Origin of the sequence: Streptomyces sp. enrichment culture, assembly GCF_964272855.1 — a bacterium.
Taxonomy (GTDB): Bacteria; Actinomycetota; Actinomycetes; order Streptomycetales; family Streptomycetaceae; genus Streptomyces.
The window spans coordinates 3,795,001-3,811,282 of the sequence record NZ_OZ186847.1; the positions used below are offsets into that span (position 1 = coordinate 3,795,001).

The 16,282-nt window shown below is 72.8% G+C and carries 16 protein-coding genes (1 of these 16 cut by a window edge); 4 read left to right on the forward strand and 12 right to left on the reverse strand.

All coding sequences use genetic code 11. From position 1 onward, the window contains the following. A protein-coding gene (trpS, locus tag ACSU6L_RS16285) for a tryptophan--tRNA ligase (protein WP_437057516.1) crosses the window boundary here: on the forward strand, nt 1-351 show its 3' portion. It extends 693 nt beyond the left edge of the window; the window shows 351 of its 1,044 coding nt (coding positions 694-1,044); the start codon falls outside the window, past its left edge; the stop codon is at nt 349-351. Here the strand turns inward: trpS and ACSU6L_RS16290 are convergent. Continuing rightward, nucleotides 273-1,280 (reverse strand): GlxA family transcriptional regulator, encoded by a 1,008-nt coding sequence (locus ACSU6L_RS16290; protein ID WP_437057517.1) that lies wholly within the window; start codon nt 1,278-1,280, stop codon nt 273-275. The two genes, trpS and ACSU6L_RS16290, sit on opposite strands and share 79 nt — an antisense overlap. Nucleotides 1,281-1,355: 75 nt before the next feature. Here ACSU6L_RS16290 and ACSU6L_RS16295 point away from each other — a divergent pair, with 75 nt between their 5' ends. Next, nucleotides 1,356-1,940, forward strand: coding sequence for a cysteine hydrolase family protein (locus tag ACSU6L_RS16295; protein ID WP_437057518.1), 585 nt, complete (start codon nt 1,356-1,358; stop codon nt 1,938-1,940). Between the two features lie 18 nt (nt 1,941-1,958). Here ACSU6L_RS16295 and proC read toward each other — a convergent pair whose 3' ends face one another. The 6 genes from proC to ACSU6L_RS16325 all read right to left on the reverse strand — a co-directional run bounded on the left by proC (nt 1,959) and on the right by ACSU6L_RS16325 (nt 6,343). Next, on the reverse strand, nt 1,959-2,768 hold the full coding sequence (gene proC, locus ACSU6L_RS16300) for a pyrroline-5-carboxylate reductase (protein ID WP_073943348.1): 810 nt from the start codon (nt 2,766-2,768) through the stop codon (nt 1,959-1,961). Nucleotides 2,769-2,864: 96 nt separating this feature from the next. After that, the gene (locus tag ACSU6L_RS16305; RefSeq protein ID WP_437057519.1) at nt 2,865-3,650 is read right to left on the reverse strand and encodes an ABC transporter permease; all 786 of its coding nucleotides are present in this window, start codon (nt 3,648-3,650) and stop codon (nt 2,865-2,867) included. Further along, the gene (locus ACSU6L_RS16310) at nt 3,647-4,465 is read right to left on the reverse strand and encodes an ABC transporter ATP-binding protein (protein WP_437057520.1); all 819 of its coding nucleotides are present in this window, start codon (nt 4,463-4,465) and stop codon (nt 3,647-3,649) included. The genes ACSU6L_RS16305 and ACSU6L_RS16310 overlap by 4 nt, the downstream gene beginning before the upstream one ends. Before the next feature lie 32 nt (nt 4,466-4,497). Further along, the gene (locus tag ACSU6L_RS16315) at nt 4,498-5,349 is read right to left on the reverse strand and encodes a class I SAM-dependent methyltransferase (protein ID WP_437057521.1); all 852 of its coding nucleotides are present in this window, start codon (nt 5,347-5,349) and stop codon (nt 4,498-4,500) included. A gap of 66 nt (nt 5,350-5,415) precedes the next feature. After that, nucleotides 5,416-5,946, reverse strand: a complete 531-nt coding sequence (locus tag ACSU6L_RS16320) for an EamA/RhaT family transporter (protein ID WP_437057522.1) — start codon at nt 5,944-5,946, stop codon at nt 5,416-5,418. Nucleotides 5,947-6,001: 55 nt separating this feature from the next. Further along, entirely contained in the window at nt 6,002-6,343 is a 342-nt protein-coding gene (locus tag ACSU6L_RS16325) for an SH3 domain-containing protein (protein ID WP_437057523.1), read from the reverse strand. Between the two features lie 185 nt (nt 6,344-6,528). On the opposite strand from ACSU6L_RS16325, the gene ACSU6L_RS16330 reads away from it, so the two are divergent. Further along, nucleotides 6,529-8,877: a serine/threonine-protein kinase gene (locus tag ACSU6L_RS16330; protein ID WP_437057525.1), complete on the forward strand. Its 2,349-nt coding sequence runs from the start codon at nt 6,529-6,531 to the stop codon at nt 8,875-8,877. 64 nt (nt 8,878-8,941) lie between these two features. Here the strand turns inward: ACSU6L_RS16330 and ilvD are convergent, their stop codons facing one another. The 4 genes from ilvD to ACSU6L_RS16350 form a co-directional block, all read right to left on the reverse strand. Beyond that, nucleotides 8,942-10,795 carry a dihydroxy-acid dehydratase gene (gene ilvD, locus ACSU6L_RS16335; protein ID WP_437057527.1) on the reverse strand — a complete coding sequence of 618 codons (1,854 nt, stop codon included), beginning with the start codon at nt 10,793-10,795 and terminating at the stop codon, nt 8,942-8,944. A 176-nt stretch (nt 10,796-10,971) separates the two neighbouring features. After that, nucleotides 10,972-11,583, reverse strand: a complete 612-nt coding sequence (locus ACSU6L_RS16340; RefSeq protein WP_437057528.1) for a TetR family transcriptional regulator — start codon at nt 11,581-11,583, stop codon at nt 10,972-10,974. Beyond that, on the reverse strand, nt 11,580-12,404 hold the full coding sequence (locus tag ACSU6L_RS16345; protein WP_073943339.1) for a sugar phosphate isomerase/epimerase family protein: 825 nt from the start codon (nt 12,402-12,404) through the stop codon (nt 11,580-11,582). The genes ACSU6L_RS16340 and ACSU6L_RS16345 overlap by 4 nt, the downstream gene beginning before the upstream one ends. A 102-nt stretch (nt 12,405-12,506) precedes the next feature. Next, on the reverse strand, nt 12,507-13,439 hold the full coding sequence (locus ACSU6L_RS16350) for a Ppx/GppA phosphatase family protein (protein ID WP_437057529.1): 933 nt from the start codon (nt 13,437-13,439) through the stop codon (nt 12,507-12,509). A 95-nt stretch (nt 13,440-13,534) separates the two neighbouring features. On the opposite strand from ACSU6L_RS16350, the gene ACSU6L_RS16355 reads away from it, so the two are divergent. Then, nucleotides 13,535-14,413, forward strand: a complete 879-nt coding sequence (locus tag ACSU6L_RS16355; RefSeq protein WP_437057531.1) for a hypothetical protein — start codon at nt 13,535-13,537, stop codon at nt 14,411-14,413. An 11-nt stretch (nt 14,414-14,424) separates the two neighbouring features. Here ACSU6L_RS16355 and ACSU6L_RS16360 read toward each other — a convergent pair whose 3' ends face one another. Then, nucleotides 14,425-16,158 carry a BACON domain-containing protein gene (locus ACSU6L_RS16360; protein WP_437057532.1) on the reverse strand — a complete coding sequence of 578 codons (1,734 nt, stop codon included), beginning with the start codon at nt 16,156-16,158 and terminating at the stop codon, nt 14,425-14,427. Nucleotides 16,159-16,282: the final 124 nt, after the last annotated feature.

Here is a 16,282-nt window from a genome sequence, read left to right on the forward strand (position 1 = left end):
GACGTCGTCTACGACCGGGAGGCCCGGCCGGGCGTCGCGAATCTGCTGGAGATCCTCGCGGCTTGTACGGGTGGGAACCCGGAGACGCTGAGCGGTGTATACGAGTCGTACGGCGCCTTGAAGAAGGACACGGCGGAGGCCGTGGTCGAGGTGCTGAGGCCCGTGCAGCAGAGGCACAAGGAGTTGGTTGCCGATCCCGGCTATGTGGAGGGGGTGCTGCGGGACGGTGCGGAGAGGGCTCGGGCGATGGCCCGGCCGACGGTGGATGCCGCTTATCGCGCGATCGGGTTGCTGCCGGCCTCCTCTGATACGGGGGCCGAGGCGGAGGCCGTGCTGAACGCGGCGCGGTAGGCGCGTGGGCTGGTGGCGAGGCGCGATGCGAAGTGCTGGCGCATCGTGACCTCGCTGCCGAAGCCGGCACGGCGGGCGACCTCGGGCATGGGGAGGTCGGTGCGCTCGAGGAGTCTCTGGGCGGCGGCGATGCGCTGGTCGAGGAGCCAGCGCAGGGGGGTCGTGCCGGTCTCCGCGGTGAAGTGGCGGGCGAAGCTGCGCGGGGACATGCCGGCGTGGGCGGCCAGGTCGCCGACCGTGAGCGGTTCGTGCAGGTGGCGGAGGGCGTGTTCGCGTACGGCGGCGAGGGTGTCGGCGTCACGGTCCGCGCGTGGGGTGGGGTGCTCGATGAACTGTGCCTGGGTTCCGGTGCGGAAGGGGGCGGTGACCATGGAGCGGGCGATGGTGGCGGCGGCCTCGGCCCCGTGGGTGCGGCGGACGAGGTGGAGGCAGAGGTCGATGCCGGCGGCGGTTCCGGCGGCGGTCCAGACGTTGTCGTCCTCGATGAACAGGGTGTCGGGGACGACGGTGACGTGGGGGTGGAGGGTGCGGAGGTGGTCGACGAGGTTCCAGTGGGTGATGGCGCGGCGGCCGTCGAGGAGGCCGGCCTGGGCGAGGGTGAAGGCGCCGCCGCAGAGGGCGGCGATGGTGGTGCCGCGGGCGTGGGCCCGGCGGAGGGCGTCGAGGACGGGGCCTGGTGCGGGCGTGATGTGGTCGTCGAGGCCGGGAATCAGGATCAGGTCGGCTCGGGACAGCCAGGTGAGGGTGCGGTCGGGAAGCAGGGAGAGGCCGCCGCGCATGGGGATGGGGGTGGTCGTGTCGGTGGCGACCCGGCGCAGGTCGAAGGCAGGCGCTCCACGGTCGGTGCGGTCGGCCCCCCAGACCTCGGTGATGACGGAGACGTCGAAGGCGCGGATGCCGGGGAAGGCGACGAGGGCCACGCGGTCCATGGGTGGCAGTAAACCATCGATCGATGACTTTCTCGCCTCTGGGGTGGGTGGTCCGGTGGCGGGATGCTCGTGGGCATGGAGATCGCGGAGAACGCAGCGTTGGTGGTCGTCGATGTGCAGCAGGGCTTCGAGGAGTCCGGGTTCTGGGGGCGGCGCAACAATCCCGGGGCCGACGAGAACATCGCCTCGCTCATCGACACCTGGCAGACGACGGGGCGGCCGGTCGTCTTCGTGCGGCATGACTCGGTGAAGCCGGAGTCGCCGCTGCGGCGGGGTTACTCGGGCAATGACTTCAAGGAGTACGTGCGGGAGCGGCTTGGGAAGGGGGCCGGGAGGGAGCTGCTGGTGACGAAGACCGTGAACTCGGCCTTCCTGGGGATGCCGGATCTGGGCGCCAGGCTGAAGGCGGAGGGGATCTCGCAGGTCGTGGTGGTCGGTGTCCAGACCAACATGTGTGTGGAGACGACCGCGCGGATGGGCGGGAACCTGGGGTTCGACGTGGTGGTGGCGTACGACGCGACGTACACGTTCGACCTGGCCGGGCCGTTCGGCTGGCGGCGGAGTGCGGACGAGGTGGCGCAGGCGTCGGCGGTGTCGCTGCACGGGGGCGGGTTCGCGCGGGTGGTGCTCACGAAGGAGGTCGTGGACGCGGCGCGGTGACCGCCCCCGGCGGGCGGGTCAGCTGTTGCCGGAGGCGAGTTCGCGGCTGCGGTCGCGGGCGGCTTCGAGGGCGGCGATGAGGGCGGCGCGTACGCCGTGGTTCTCGAGTTCGCGGATGGCGTTGATGGTCGTGCCCGCGGGGGACGTGACGTTCTCGCGGAGCTTGACCGGGTGTTCGCCGCTGTCGCGGAGCATGGTCGCGGCGCCGATCGCGGACTGGACGATCAGGTCGTGGGCCTTGTCGCGGGGCAGGCCGAGGAGAATGCCGGCGTCGGTCATGGCTTCGACCAGGTAGAAGAAGTAGGCCGGGCCGGAGCCGGAGAGGGCGGTGCAGGCGTCCTGCTGGGACTCGGGGACGCGGAGCGTCTTGCCGACGGCGCCGAAGATCTCCTCGGTGTGGGCGAGGTGGTCGGCGGTGGCGTGGCTGCCGCCGGAGATGACGGACATGGCCTCGTCGACGAGGGCGGGGGTGTTCGTCATGACGCGGACGACGGGGGTGCCGGCGGTGAGGCGGTCCTCGAAGAAGGAGGTGGGAATACCGGCGGCGCCGCTGATGACCAGTCGGTCGGCGGGGATGTGGGGGGCGAGTTCGTCGAGGAGGGTGCCCATGTCCTGGGGCTTGACCGTGAGGATCAGGGTGTCGGCGGTCTTGGCGGCTTCCGGGTTGGTGACCGGGGTGACTCCGTAGCGGGTGCGGAGTTCTTCGGCCCGCTCGGGGCGGCGGGCGGTGACCAGGAGGTCGGCGGGGGTCCAGCCGCCGCGGATCATTCCGCTGAGCAGGGCTTCGCCGATCTTGCCGGTGCCGAGGACTGCGACTTTCTGGCTCATGACTGCGGTGCCCTCCGGGTTGTGCGTCGTCCAGGGCCATCCTCGCACTCGGGGTGCGGGGAGGGGGCTGGTGTCCGGTGGGCGGACGCCGTGTCGTCAGGTCGTACGGCGTCGCAGGGTGGCGGCGCCCAGGGTGAGGACGAGGAGGGCGCAGCCGGCGACGATCAGGGCGTCGCGGACGAAGGCGGCGGTCATGTCGGTGTGTTCGAGGACCTCGTTCATGCCGTCGACGGCGTAGGACATGGGCAGGACGTCGGAGATGGCTTCGAGGACGGGGTGCATGTTGTCCCTCGGGGTGAACAGGCCGCAGAGGAGGAGCTGGGGGAAGATCACGGCGGGCATGAACTGGACGGCTTGGAACTCGGAGGCCGCGAAGGCGGAGACGAAGAGGCCGAGGGCGGTGCCGAGCAGGGCGTCGAGGAGGGCGACCAGCAGGAGGAGCCAGGGGGAGCCGGTGACGTCGAGGCCGAGGGCCCACAGGGCGAGGGCGGTGGCGAGGGCGGACTGGATGATCGCCAGGGTGCCGAAGGCGAGGGCGTAGCCCGCGATGAGGTCGCCTTTGCCGAGGGGCATGGCGAGGAGGCGTTCGAGGGTGCCCGAGGTGCGTTCGCGCAGGGTGGCGATGGATGTCACCAGGAACATGGTGATCAGCGGGAAGATCCCGAGGAGTGAGGCGCCGATGTTGTCGAAGGTGCGCGGGCTGCCGTCGAAGACGTAGCGCAGCAGGAACAGCATCACGCAGGGGATGAGGATCATCAGCGCGATCGTGCGCGGGTCGTGGGCGAGCTGGCGCAGGACGCGGGCCGCGGTGGCGGTGGTGCGGGAGATGTTCAGGGCGCTGGTGGGGGTCGGCCGGGGTGCCGGGGTCGTGGTGGTGCTCATCGGGTGGTCTCCTTCGCGCGGTCGGCTGCCTCGTCGACCAGGTGCAGGAAGGCGGCTTCGACGGTGTCGGCGCCGGTGCGGGCGCGCAGGGCGTCCGGGGTGTCGTCGGCGAGGATCTCGCCGTCGCGCATGAGCAGGAGGCGGTGGCAGCGCTCGGCCTCGTCCATGACGTGGGAGGAGATGAGGAGGGTGGCGCCGCGGGTGGCGGCGATGTCGTGGAAGAGGTTCCACAGGTCGCGGCGCAGGACGGGGTCGAGGCCGACGGTGGGTTCGTCGAGGACGAGGAGTTCGGGGGTGCCGAGCAGGGCGACGGCGAGGGAGACGCGGCTGCGCTGGCCGCCGGAGAGGGTGCCGGCTAGGGCGTCCGCGTGGCTGGTGAGGTCGACGTCGGCGATGGCTCGGGTGACGTCGCGGTGGCGGTGTCCGGCTGCGGCGCGGCCGGGGCTGAGTATCGCGGCGAAGTAGGCGAGGTTCTGGCGGACGGTCAGGTCGTCGTAGACGGAGGGGGCTTGGGTGACATAGCCGATGCGGGTGCGCAGGGTGGGGTGGCCGGCGGGGTGGCCGAGGACGTCGAGGGTGCCGGTGACTTTGGCCTGGGTGCCGACGATGGCGCGCATGAGGGTCGATTTGCCGCAGCCGGAGGGGCCGAGGAGGCCGGTGATCTGGCCTCGGGGGACGGTGAAGGCGAGGTCGCGCAGGACGGTGCGGGGGCCGCGGGTGACGGTGAGGCCGGCGGCGTGGACGGCGGGTTCCGCGGTGGGGTCGGAGGGCCGTGGGGCGGGTCCGTCGGGAGGCTTGGAAGGATTATTCATCACGTGATGAATAATCCTCCCGGAGTCGGGGTGCGTCAAGCGACGGCGGTGGCGATCAGGAGTTCCACGTCGTAGACCTCCTCGACGACCGCGTCGGGGAAGCGGCTCAGGAGGTGGTACCGCTCCTCGGCGAGGAAGGCGGCGCTGCGTTCCGGGCCGTGGACCAGGAAGATCGAGTGGCTGCCGAGGTTGGCGAGGTGGGTGTCGAGCGGGATGCGGCGGCTCCAGCGGACGACCTCGCGGACGCAGTTCAGGGTGATGCCGTCGGCCGCGTCGGCCGCGGCCGTGAAATCGGGGAGGGAGGTGGTGTGGGGGCCGCGGACGCCCCAGGAGACGATCACTCCCTCGCCGTAGTGCCGTTTGACGCGGTCGGTCTGCTCGGCGATCCAGGGGATGTCCTGGGCGTCGCGGTTCCACCACAGCGCGAGCGTGCCGCCCGGCCGCAGCACCCGGAAGGCCTCGGGCAGGGCGCGTGCGGGGTCGGTCCAGTGCCAGGCCTGGGCGTAGGTGACGAAGTCGGCGCAGGAGTCGGCGAGGGGGAGGGAGTTTCCGTCGCCGCGGACGAGCGGGATGCCGGGGTGGGCGCGGCGGAACTCGGCCGCCATGCCGTCACCGGGTTCGACGGCGACGACATCGGCGCCGCGCTGGTGCAGCAGGGCGGACGCTATGCCGGTCCCGGCGCCGATGTCCGCGACGCGGGCGCCCGCGAGGGGGCGGTCGGCGATCCGCTCGATCGTGTCGAAGAGGGCGGGCGGGTAGGAGGGGCGGTTCGCGGCGTACTGGGCGGCGACGGCGTCGAAGGACCGGGCGCGACGGGCCAGGGGGGAGCCGGGCTGGGCGGGGCCGGCGGAGGCGGGCGGCGGGAGTGGGCGTCGTGGAGTCGGCATACGGCCATGGTGGCCGCCGGGGGGTGAGCGGTGACAGGGATTTCCGGGGGAGCCCGGTGGGGCGGGTCAGCCGCGGCGGCGCTTCTTCGACGGGTTGCCGGTGCGGCGGGCGGTGCGCTTCTCGTGCTGCTCGCGGGCGGTCTCGTACTCCTCGCGGTGCAGTTTCTCGCCCGGGGCCTCGGTGAGGGAGCGGAAGAAGTAGGCGAGGAGGGAGCCGACGAAGCCGATGGTGAGCAGGCCGCGCAGGGAGGACTGGCGCTCGGGGTCGGGCCGCTTGCCGAAGCCGTCCCAGGTGTGCCGGAAGGCGAGCGCGCTGCACACCGCGAACATGACGACGACGAGCAGGGAGACCAGGTTGCCGGTGTTGGCGAGTGTCAGGCCCTCGTAGGCGAAGCGCAGCACCAGGCAGGCGGCGACGGCGGTGGCCAGGGAGCCGGCGGAGACGCCGATGCGGCGCCAGGCGTAGCCGTTGTCGTGGTGCAGCCAGGTGGTGCCGAAGAAACGGATGGGCTCGGGGCGCGGGCCCGAGGTGGGCTGGGAGCCCGAGGTGGGCTGGGAGCCCGCGAGGGTCGTCGGGGTGCCGGATTCGTCGCTCACGCGTCGATTATGGCTCCCGTGTGCCGACGGCCCGGGTCGCGGGCTCCCGGTGGTGTCAGAGGCAGCGGGAGGCGACGTAACCGTCGCTGCCCGTGTTCACGAACGCGTCGGCGACGTACTCGCCGTTGCTGATGTTGTCCCAGATGTTCGAGGTGCCGTACGGACCGCTGATCGTCTCGCCGGGTCGCTGGCAGTAGATCGGGACGCGCGCGCCCTCGGCCAGTACGCGGACGATGTCGTAGTTGGTGCCGGGCCCCCGTCGCACATTGAGCCGGACGCCCGGGGCGACCGCGTAGTAGCGCAGGGCCATCGTCGTGACGCCGTCCGCCGCCGTCACGGCCGCGCCGTCCCCGGCGCCGTCGACGCCCTCGGTCTCTTCCACATGGTTCACGGCCATGGCCGAACCTCCCCCGTTGACCCATGGCCCGGACGGCCATGGGGTCGCCTTCATTCCCCGGAATCGCGCGGCGAAACATATGTGCGCGACTCGCACACGGAGGCTAGCAAGCCGCCTCGGTCTCGTACGAGTCATCGACTAGGCTCCGTGCGTCGCGCGCGCGGACGAGAGCACGGGGGTGGTCCATGGCGCCACAGCGCAACACCGGAGCGGGCGCGGAAGCGGAACTTCCCGCATACGTCGGCCACTACCGTCTGGAGTCCTGTCTGGGCTCCGGCGGCATGGGCGTCGTGCACCTGGCCCGCAGTGCCTCCGGGATGAAGCTCGCGGTGAAGGTCGTCCACGCGGAGTTCGCCCGGGACCCCGAGTTCAGGGGCCGGTTCCGGCAGGAGGTGGCGGCGGCGCGGCGGGTCAGCGGCGCGTTCACGGCGCCGGTCGTCGACGCCGACCCGGAGGCCGAGCGGCCCTGGATGGCCACGCTGTTCATCCCCGGCCCCACCCTGGCCCAGCAGGTGAAGCGGAACGGGCCCATGCCCGCCGCCCAGTTGCGGCGGCTGATGGCCGGGCTGGCGGAGGCGCTGCGCGACATCCACCGGGTGGGTGTGGTGCACCGCGATCTGAAGCCGAGCAACGTGCTGCTCGCCGAGGACGGGCCGAAGGTCATCGACTTCGGCATCTCCCGGCCGAAGGACAGCGAACTGCGCACCGAGACCGGGAAGTTGATCGGGACGCCGCCGTTCATGGCGCCGGAGCAGTTCCGGCGGCCGCGCGAGGTGGGGCCCGCCGCCGACATCTTCGCGCTCGGTTCGGTCATGGTGCACGCGGCCACGGGGCGCGGGCCGTTCGACTCCGACAGTCCGTACGTCGTCGCCTACCAGGTCGTCCATGACGAGCCGGACCTGACCGGCGTACCGGAGGGGCTTGCTCCGCTGGTGCTGCGCTGTCTGGCGAAGGAGCCCGAACAGCGTCCCAGTCCGGACGAGTTGATGCGGGAGCTGCGGTCGGTCGCGGCGTCCTACGACACGCAGGCGTTCATACCGGCACAGCGGACGCTGGCGGAGGAGGCGTGGGGCGGACAGGAGCCGGGCGGTGCCCAGGGCACGGGGTCCGAGGGCACGGGGTCCGAGGGCCCGGAAGCCGAGGGCCCGGAAGCCGAAGGCGGCGGGTCCGCGGGTAGCGGGTCCGAGGGCAGTGCGTCCGGGGCCGGTGCGGTCGTCAAGCGGCTTCGGTCGAAGGGGCGGGCCGGCGGGCGTGCCGAGGGGGCTGCCGGCGAACCGGCGTCCGTCGTGCGGCGGGCGCGCCGTCGGCGTCTCGTGCTCGCCGGACTCGCCGCCGCCGTCCTCGTGGGCGGTGCGCTCGCGTCGGTACGGCTGCTCGGCGGAGCCGACGGGGCGCCGGAGGACGCCACACCCCGTACGGCGACGGCCGGGTTCAGCGCGTGGGCGGCGAAGCCCACGACGGCGGGTGGCGCGGTACCGCAGTGCGCGTACGGCGCGGAGCTGCTGCTGTGTTCGCGGCCCGGGCAGGTCTTCGCCCTCGACCCGGCCGACGGCACGCGCGCGTGGACGCGTTCCGCCGCGACCGGCCAGACGAGCGGACCGCCCGTCGTCTCGGGCGGGCTGGTACAACCCGACACGGACGGCGGACGGCGGCTCGCGGCCCTCGACCCCGCTTCGGGCGCCGAGGTCTGGCACCGGGATCTGCCCCGGCACGCCGCGACCCGGTACGCCGGGGGCACGCTGCTGGTCACCGGGGCCGACGGAACGGTCACCGGTGTGGACAGCGCGACCGGCGAGACGAGCTGGGAGCGGCGGATTCCGGGCCATGCCATGCCGTACTTCACGGCCTTCGCCGGGGACTCGCTGGCCTACGCGGCCACCCCGTCCGACGACGGCTCGGGCACCCGGGTCAGCGCGGTGGACCCGGCCACCGGCGAGGTGCGGTGGACGGCGCTGCTGGAGGGCACGCTGGAGCCGGTCGGCTCGGCGGGCGGCGGATCCGCATCAGGGTCCGGATCCGAATCCGGATCAGGGTCCGGGTCGGCGTCCGGGGCCGGCTCCGGGGCCGTCTACTTCACCGCCGTCGACGCCGTCTACGGCGACACGGACGCCGTCGTCCGGTACGACCCGGCGTCCCTCTCGGTGGAGCGGGTGGCGTTGCCCGTGCCCCGCCAGGACACCCAGGCCGCCGTGCACGGCGACGTCGTGTACGTGCTGGCGGCCGGCGGTTCCCTGGAGGCCTTCGACCTGGCGCGGGGGAAGCGGCTGTGGCATCTGGAGACGTCCGTGAGCCGGGGCTCGGCACCGGTGGCGGACGGCCGGCAGGTGTACTTCACCGCCGCGGACGGGCGGCTGATGGCCGTCGACGCCCGCAGCGGGCGGCTCGTCGGGCAGACGCCCGCCCGGCTGGGCACGGATTCCGGCAAGGTCAGCGGTGACGTGCCCGCGCCGGTGCTGGTGGGCACGCGGGTGTACGCGGCCGCGCCGGACGGCACGGTCTTCGGAGTGGACGGGCGGGCTCCGGGCGACTGGTGAGCAGTGAGCGGCCGCCCCCTGAAGGAGGCGGCCGCTCACAGTCACGAGGGCGAGGCGTGCGAGTTCAGCCCAGCTTGCTGACGTCCCGTACCGCGCCCTTGTCCGCGCTGGTCGCCATCGCGGCGTACGCGCGCAGGGCGGCCGAGACCTTGCGGTCGCGGTTCTTCGGCGCGTAGACGCCGTTCAGGGCCTGCTCGCGGCGGGCCAGTTCGGCGTCGTCGACCAGCAGCTCGATCGAGCGGTTCGGGATGTCGATGCGGATGCGGTCGCCGTCCTCGACGAGCGCGATGGTGCCGCCGGACGCCGCCTCGGGGGACGCGTGGCCGATGGACAGGCCGGAGGTGCCGCCGGAGAACCGGCCGTCGGTGACCAGCGCGCAGGTCTTGCCGAGGCCGCGGCCCTTGAGGAAGGACGTCGGGTACAGCATCTCCTGCATACCGGGGCCGCCCTTGGGGCCCTCGTAGCGGATGACGACCACGTCGCCGTCGGTGACCTGCTTGTTCAGGATCTTCTCGACGGCCTCCTCCTGCGACTCGCAGACGACGGCCGGACCCTCGAAGGTCCAGATCGACTCGTCGACTCCGGCCGTCTTCACGACGCAGCCGTCGACCGCCAGGTTGCCCTTGAGGACGGCGAGACCGCCGTCCTTGGAGTAGGCGTGCTCGGCGGAGCGGATGCAGCCGCCCTCGGCGTCGGTGTCCAGGGCTTCCCAGCGCTCGGACTGGGAGAAGGCCTCGGCGGAGCGGACGCAGCCGGGGGCCGCGTGCCACAGTTCGACGGCCTCCGCGGACGGGGAGCCGCCGCGCACGTCCCAGGTCTTCAGCCAGTCCGCGAGGGACGGGCTGTGCACGGCGTGCACGTCCTCGTTGAGCAGGCCCGCGCGGTGCAGTTCGCCGAGCAGGGCGGGGATGCCGCCCGCGCGGTGCACGTCCTCCATGTAGTACGTGCGGTCCTTGGCGACGTTCGGCGCGACCTTCGCCAGGCAGGGGACCCGGCGCGAGACCGCGTCGATCTCCTCGAGGCCGAACGGGACGCCGGCCTCCTGCGCGGCGGCCAGCAGGTGCAGGATCGTGTTGGTGGAGCCGCCCATCGCGATGTCCAGGGCCATCGCGTTCTCGAAGGCCGCGAAGGTGGCCACGTTGCGGGGCAGGACCGAGTCGTCGTCCTGCTCGTAGTAGCGGCGGGTGATGTCCATGACCGTGCGGGCGGCGTTCTCGTAGAGCGCGCGGCGGGCCGTGTGGGTGGCCAGGGTGGAGCCGTTGCCGGGGAGGGAGAGGCCGATGGCCTCGGTCAGGCAGTTCATCGAGTTGGCGGTGAACATGCCGGAACAGGAGCCGCAGGTCGGGCAGGCGTTCTCCTCGATGCGGAGGATGTCCTCGTCCGAGATCTTGTCGTTCACGGCGTCGGAGATCGCGTCGACCAGGTCGAGCGTACGGACGGTGCCGTCGACCAGGGTGGCGCGGCCGGACTCCATGGGGCCGCCGGAGACGAAGACCGTGGGGATGTTGAGCCGCAGCGCGGCGTTCAGCATGCCCGGGGTGATCTTGTCGCAGTTGGAGATGCAGATCAGGGCGTCGGCGCAGTGCGCCTCGACCATGTACTCCACGCTGTCCGCGATCAGGTCGCGGGAGGGCAGGCTGTAGAGCATGCCGCCGTGGCCCATCGCGATGCCGTCGTCGACGGCGATGGTGTTGAACTCGCGCGGGATGCCGCCCGCCTCCTTGATCGCCTCGCTGACGATCCGGCCGACCGGCTGGAGGTGGGTGTGGCCCGGCACGAACTCGGTGAAGCTGTTGGCGACCGCGATGATCGGCTTCCGGCCGATGTCCGCACCGGGTACACCGGAGGCGCGCATAAGGGCGCGGGCGCCCGCCATGTTGCGGCCGTGGGTGACTGTGCGGGACCTCAGCTCGGGCATCGTCGCTCGCTCCTTCAATGATCTCTGCCAGAGAGTTCTGGATGAAACAGAGAGTTCTGGATGAGTCGAGCGTACGCCGGGGGTACGACAGCCCGGGCAGGCTGTCCGGAATGCGGGACGGGCGTCTCAGGAACCAAGGGTGGCCTAACCGGCGGACCAAGGGTCACCGAACCGCCTCAGGGGCCGGTCAGATGCCCCTGCACCACCGGCGCGACCCGCTTGACGATTACTTCGACGTCCGTCGACGCCAGCGGCTCCAGCTTGATCACGTACCGCATCACGGCGACGCCGACGAGCTGCGCCGCCGCCAGCTCGGCGCGCAGTTCGGCGTCGGGCAGGCCGAGCCGGCTGGCGACCCTGCGCAGCAGCTGGCCGGCGATCAGGCGGCGGAAGACGGCGGCGGCGATCTCGTTGGTGAAGGCGGACCGCAGCACGGCCAGCAGCGGCGTCCGGGTCGCCGGGTTCTCCCAGACCCCGAACAGGAACCGTGCGAACCGCTCGCCGATCTCGTCGTCCGGCCCTTCGAAGATCACGTCCGGCGCGCTGAGGGCGGGTGCGAAGACGGTCTCGACGGCCGCCTGGAAGACCTGCTCCTTCGTGCCGAAGTAGTGGTGCACCAGCGCCGGGTCCACACCGGCCGTCTTGGCGATGCCGCGCACCGAGGTCTTCTCGTAGCCGCGCTCGGAGAACTCCTCGCGGGCCGCGGCCAGGATTCGGTCGCGGGTGTCGGCGGATCCGGCCTCCGTACGGCGGGGGCGGCCCCGGCGGCGGGCGGTCTCGTCGGTCATCGCCGCGGCACCCGCGCCCCGGACGCCAGATGCAGGCGCGTGAAGGCCAGGGCCTCCGCCAGGTCGGCCTCGCGCTCGGCGCTGGACATGGCGCGGCGGGTGTTGACCTCGATGACGACATGGCCGTCGAAGCCGGTCGTGGCGAGACGTTCCAGCAGCTCGGCGCAGGGCTGGGTGCCGCGGCCGGGGACCAGGTGCTCGTCCTTGCCCGAGCCGCCGCCGTCGGCGAGGTGGATGTGGCCGAGGCGGTCGCCCATCCGGTCGATCATCTGGAGGGCGTCCGTCCGGGCGGTGGCGGTGTGGCTGAGATCGATCGTGAAGTGACGGTAGTCGTCCTTGGTGACGTCCCAGTCGGGGGCGTACGCGAGCATCTCGCGGTCGCGGTAGCGCCAGGGGTACATGTTCTCGACGGCGAAGCGCACATCCGTCTCGTTCGCCATCCGCCAGATCCCGGCGACGAAGTCCCGGGCGTACTGGCGCTGCCAGCGGAACGGGGGGTGCACGACGACCGTGCTCGCGCCCAGCTTCTCGGCGGCCACGCGGGCGCGCTGGAGCTTGGTCCAGGGGTCTGTGGACCAGACGCGCTGGGTGATGAGCAGGCAGGGGGCGTGGACGGCGAGGATCGGGACGTGGTGGTAGTCACTGAGCCGGCGCAGCGCCTCGATGTCCTGGCTGACCGGGTCGTTCCACACCATGACCTCGACCCCGTCGTAACCGAGGCGCGCGGCGATCTCGAAGGCCGTCGCCGTCGACTCCGGATAGACCGAGGCCGTCGACAGGGCGACCTTCGCATCCGGGATGCGCACCACTGGTTCTGCCACGAGGGACAGGGTACGGGGCGCCGCTCGGCACTGTTGTGTGAGCCGCTGTGCGCCCCCTGTGAGGGCATGGCATTCGGCCAGGTCGCCGCCCCGGCGGACCGCTCACTCCCCCGGCATGTGATCCAGCCGACGCAGGATGATCCCCTCGCGCAGCGCCCAGGGGCAGATCTCCAGCGTCTCCACGCCGAACAGGTCCATCGCGCCCTCGGCGACCAGGGCGCCCGCGAGGAGCTGGTTCGCGCGGCCCTCGGAGACGCCGGGGAGTTCGGAGCGTTCGTCGGTGGTCATGGCGGCGAGGCGGGGGACCCAGGACTCCAGCGACGCGCGCTTGAGCTCGCGCTGGACGTAGAGGCCGTCGGCGGAGCGGGCGGCGCCGCCGATGCGGGCGAGCTGCTTGAACGTCTTCGACGTGGCGACCACGTGGTCGGGCGCGCCGAACCGGCTGAACTCGCCGACCGTGCGGGCGATCCGCGCGCGGACGTGGCGGCGCAGGGCCCGGACGTCCTCGGCGTCGGGCGGGTCGCCGGGGAGCCAGCCGGAGGTGAGCCGGCCGGCGCCGAGCGGCAGGGAGACGGCCGCGTCGGGCTCCTCGTCGATGCCGTAGGCGATCTCCAGGGAGCCGCCGCCGATGTCCAGGACGAGCAGCTTCCCGGCGGACCAGCCGAACCAGCGGCGGGCGGCGAGGAAGGTCAGCCGGGCCTCTTCGGCGCCGGTGAGGACCTGGAGCTCGACCCCGGTCTCGGCCTTCACGCGCGCGAGGACGTCGTCGGCGTTGCTGGCCTCGCGCACGGCGGAGGTCGCGAACGGCAGCAGTTCCTCGACGCCCTTGTCCTCGGCGGCCTGGAGGGCGTCGTGGACGACGGCGATCAGCTTGTCGACCCCTTCGGGCCCTATGGCCCCGGCGTCGTCGAGGAGCTGGGCGAGCCGGAGCTCGACCTTGTGCGAGTGCGCGGGCAGCGGGCGCGCGCCGGGGTGCGCGTCCACCACCAGCAGATGCACCGTGTTCGATCCCACGTCCAGGACACCGAGTCTCATGTACGGCACGCTACTGCCAGCGGGACCGTCGGCCGCCCCCGGTGCCGGGCTCGATCCGGTCCCGGCACCGGCCGCGGGCGACTTACTCTGGATCCGTGCCAAAGACGAAAAAGGCGAAGGACGAAAAGACGACCAAGAAGGCCAAGAAGGACAAAAAGGTCCTGGGTCCTTCGCAGGCGTCAGCACCGAAGGGCGCCCCGGAGCGGGCGCGGGAGGACCTGACGGCCGACGAGAAGGGCCTCGACTTCGCCCGCGCGTGGGTGGAGTTTCCTGATCCGGCAGACGACGAGCAGGTCTTCCGGTGTGATCTGACATGGCTGACCTCTCGCTGGAACTGCATCTTCGGAAGCGGCTGCCAGGGCATCCAGGCGGGCCGCGCGGCCGACGGCTGCTGCACACTGGGCGCGCACTTCTCCGACGAGGACGACGAGAAGCGGGTCGCCGAGCATGTGGCGAGGCTCACGCCGGAGATCTGGCAGCACCACGACGTGGGCACGCAGACCGGCTGGATCTCCGAGGACGACGAGGGCTCCCGGCAGACCCGGCCGTACCAGGGGTCGTGCATCTTCCAGAACCGGCCCGGCTTCGCGGGCGGCGCGGGCTGCTCGCTGCACATCCTCGCACTCAAGGAGGGCCGCGAGCCGCTGGAGACCAAGCCGGACGTCTGCTGGCAGCTGCCGGTCCGCCGGACCTACGACTGGATCGACCGGCCCGACGACACCCGGGTGCTGCAGATCTCGATCGGTGAGTACGACCGCCGCGGCTGGGGTCCGGGCGGTCACGACCTGCACTGGTGGTGCACCTCGGCGACGTCGGCGCACGGCGCGGGCGAGCCGGTGTACGTCTCCTACCGCGCGGAGCTGACCGAGCTGATGGGCAAGGCGGGCTATGACCGTCTGGTCGAGCTGTGCGAGCAGCGGCTGGCCTCGCAGCTGCCCCTGGTCGCACCCCACCCCGCGGACCCGGTGGCCTGACGGCGACGCGGTCAGGACGTGCCGGGGCTCGGTTCGCCGCTGTCACCGGACGGCGGCGTCGAGCCCGCGGGGTCGGTCGGGGTGGACGCGCTGGGCGTGGGTTCCGGGTCGGGTGACGGCGGCGGGCTGCTGCCGGCCGGGGGCTCGGTCGGCGCGGTGGGCGTCGGCGTCGGGTCGGGGTCGGACGGAACCGGGGTCGTGGGCGTGCCGGCCGACGGGGCCGGTCCGGGGCGGGACGGGGCGGGCGCGGTGCCGTAGCCCGCGATGGAGACGACGGCGCCGGCGGGTGAGATCGCCACCCGCGCGGTCCAGTACCCGGACGGCTCGCGCAGATGGTCGACGTACACCTTGATCGTCGACGACTCGCCGGGCCGCAGGGTTCCCGAGGACTGGCTGAGGTACAGCCAGGGCGCGCCGGTCGAGGCGGACCAGCGCACCGGGGACGCGCCGGAGGCGGTGAGGGTGACGAGCGTGGTGTCGCCGCTGTGGCCGGCGGTGACCTCCAGGCGGCCCGTGCCCTGCCGCCCGGCTCCGGCGACGCTGACGACCTCCACGGAGACGTCGGGCGTGTTGCCCTGGGAGAAGCGGCCGCCGGGCCGGGTGCTGGCGTTGCCGGTGTTCTCGTAGCCGTTGCCCGCCGCCTCGCCGGCGATGCCGCCCGCGCTGTCGTCGCGGCTGGCGGCGGCCCCGCGGCCGTCCTCGCCCTCGCCGGTGACGGGCGCTCCCTGGTAAGCCGACCACAGGGCGATCACGGGTGCGGCGACGACGGTGGCGACGACCGTCGTGGTGACGGCACGCGCGCGTAGCCGGTCCCGGCGGGCGACGCGGTCCTTGGGGTCGAGGGGGAAGCCGCGCCGGTCGAAGCGGGGCGCGGCGGCACCCCGCACGCGCGGGTGATGCGCCATGGCCGTGTGCAGGGCCGCGCGGGGCGCCTTCAGGACAGGCAGCGCGGCCGGGGTGACGGAGGCGCCGGGCCAGCGGCCGGGGACCGCGCGTTCGGCGCCGCGGCGGCAGCGCGGACAGTCGTCGACGTGCCTGACCAGTTCGCGGCGCAGGGCGGGGCTGAGCACGAGCTGGTGGTCGCCGGTGAGGCGGGCGACGCTCGGGCAGGTGCCGGTCTCGACGACGGCGAGGGCCGCGCGGGTGCGTTCCACCTCGCAGGCGGCGACGGCCAGCAGGTCGCGGGCGGCGGCGGGGGCCATGCCGAGCACGGCGGCGACCTCGTGGGCGGCCAGGTGGTGGCGTACGGCGAGTTCCAGCGCCTCGCGCTGTTCCGGGGTGGTGCCGGCGGCCTCCGGCCACGCCAGCAGGGCGAGTTCTCGCCGGCGCCGCTCCTGGACGTCGTCGGGGACGGCGGGCGGGGCGGGCGGCTCGGACCGCTGGCGGCCGGGGCTGTGACGGCCCGCCGCGTGTGTGGCCTGACGTTTCTGCTTGGCCTCGGCCAGCTTGCACAGGCAGGCCCAGCGGGCCAGCGCGTACAGCCAGGCCCGGCGGTCCGCGGCGGCCTCCGGGGCCCGCTGGCCGCGCCGCTCGGCGACGACCAGCACCTCGCCGAGGGCGGCGGTCGCGGCGTCGTGGTCGCAGAGGACGGAGAGGCAGTAGGTGAACAGTCCGTCGAGGTAGGGCTCGTAGCGCGCGGGCGGTCGTTGCGCGAGCGTGCGCGCCGCAGCGCGGTCTCGCGCATCACGGTGCGCACGATGTGCGCCGGCGGTGCGGGTCGAGGTGTCCGGGCTGCTGCTCATCATCCGGCGACGGTAGGGGGCCGGGCGCGGCGCCTTCCGCCCGCTTGAGCGCTTTTAATCCGTACGGGTGAAACGATCCCTCATAAGGGGACAGGAGCGGTTCGTTCCGCGTCTCGTTCCCGATGGA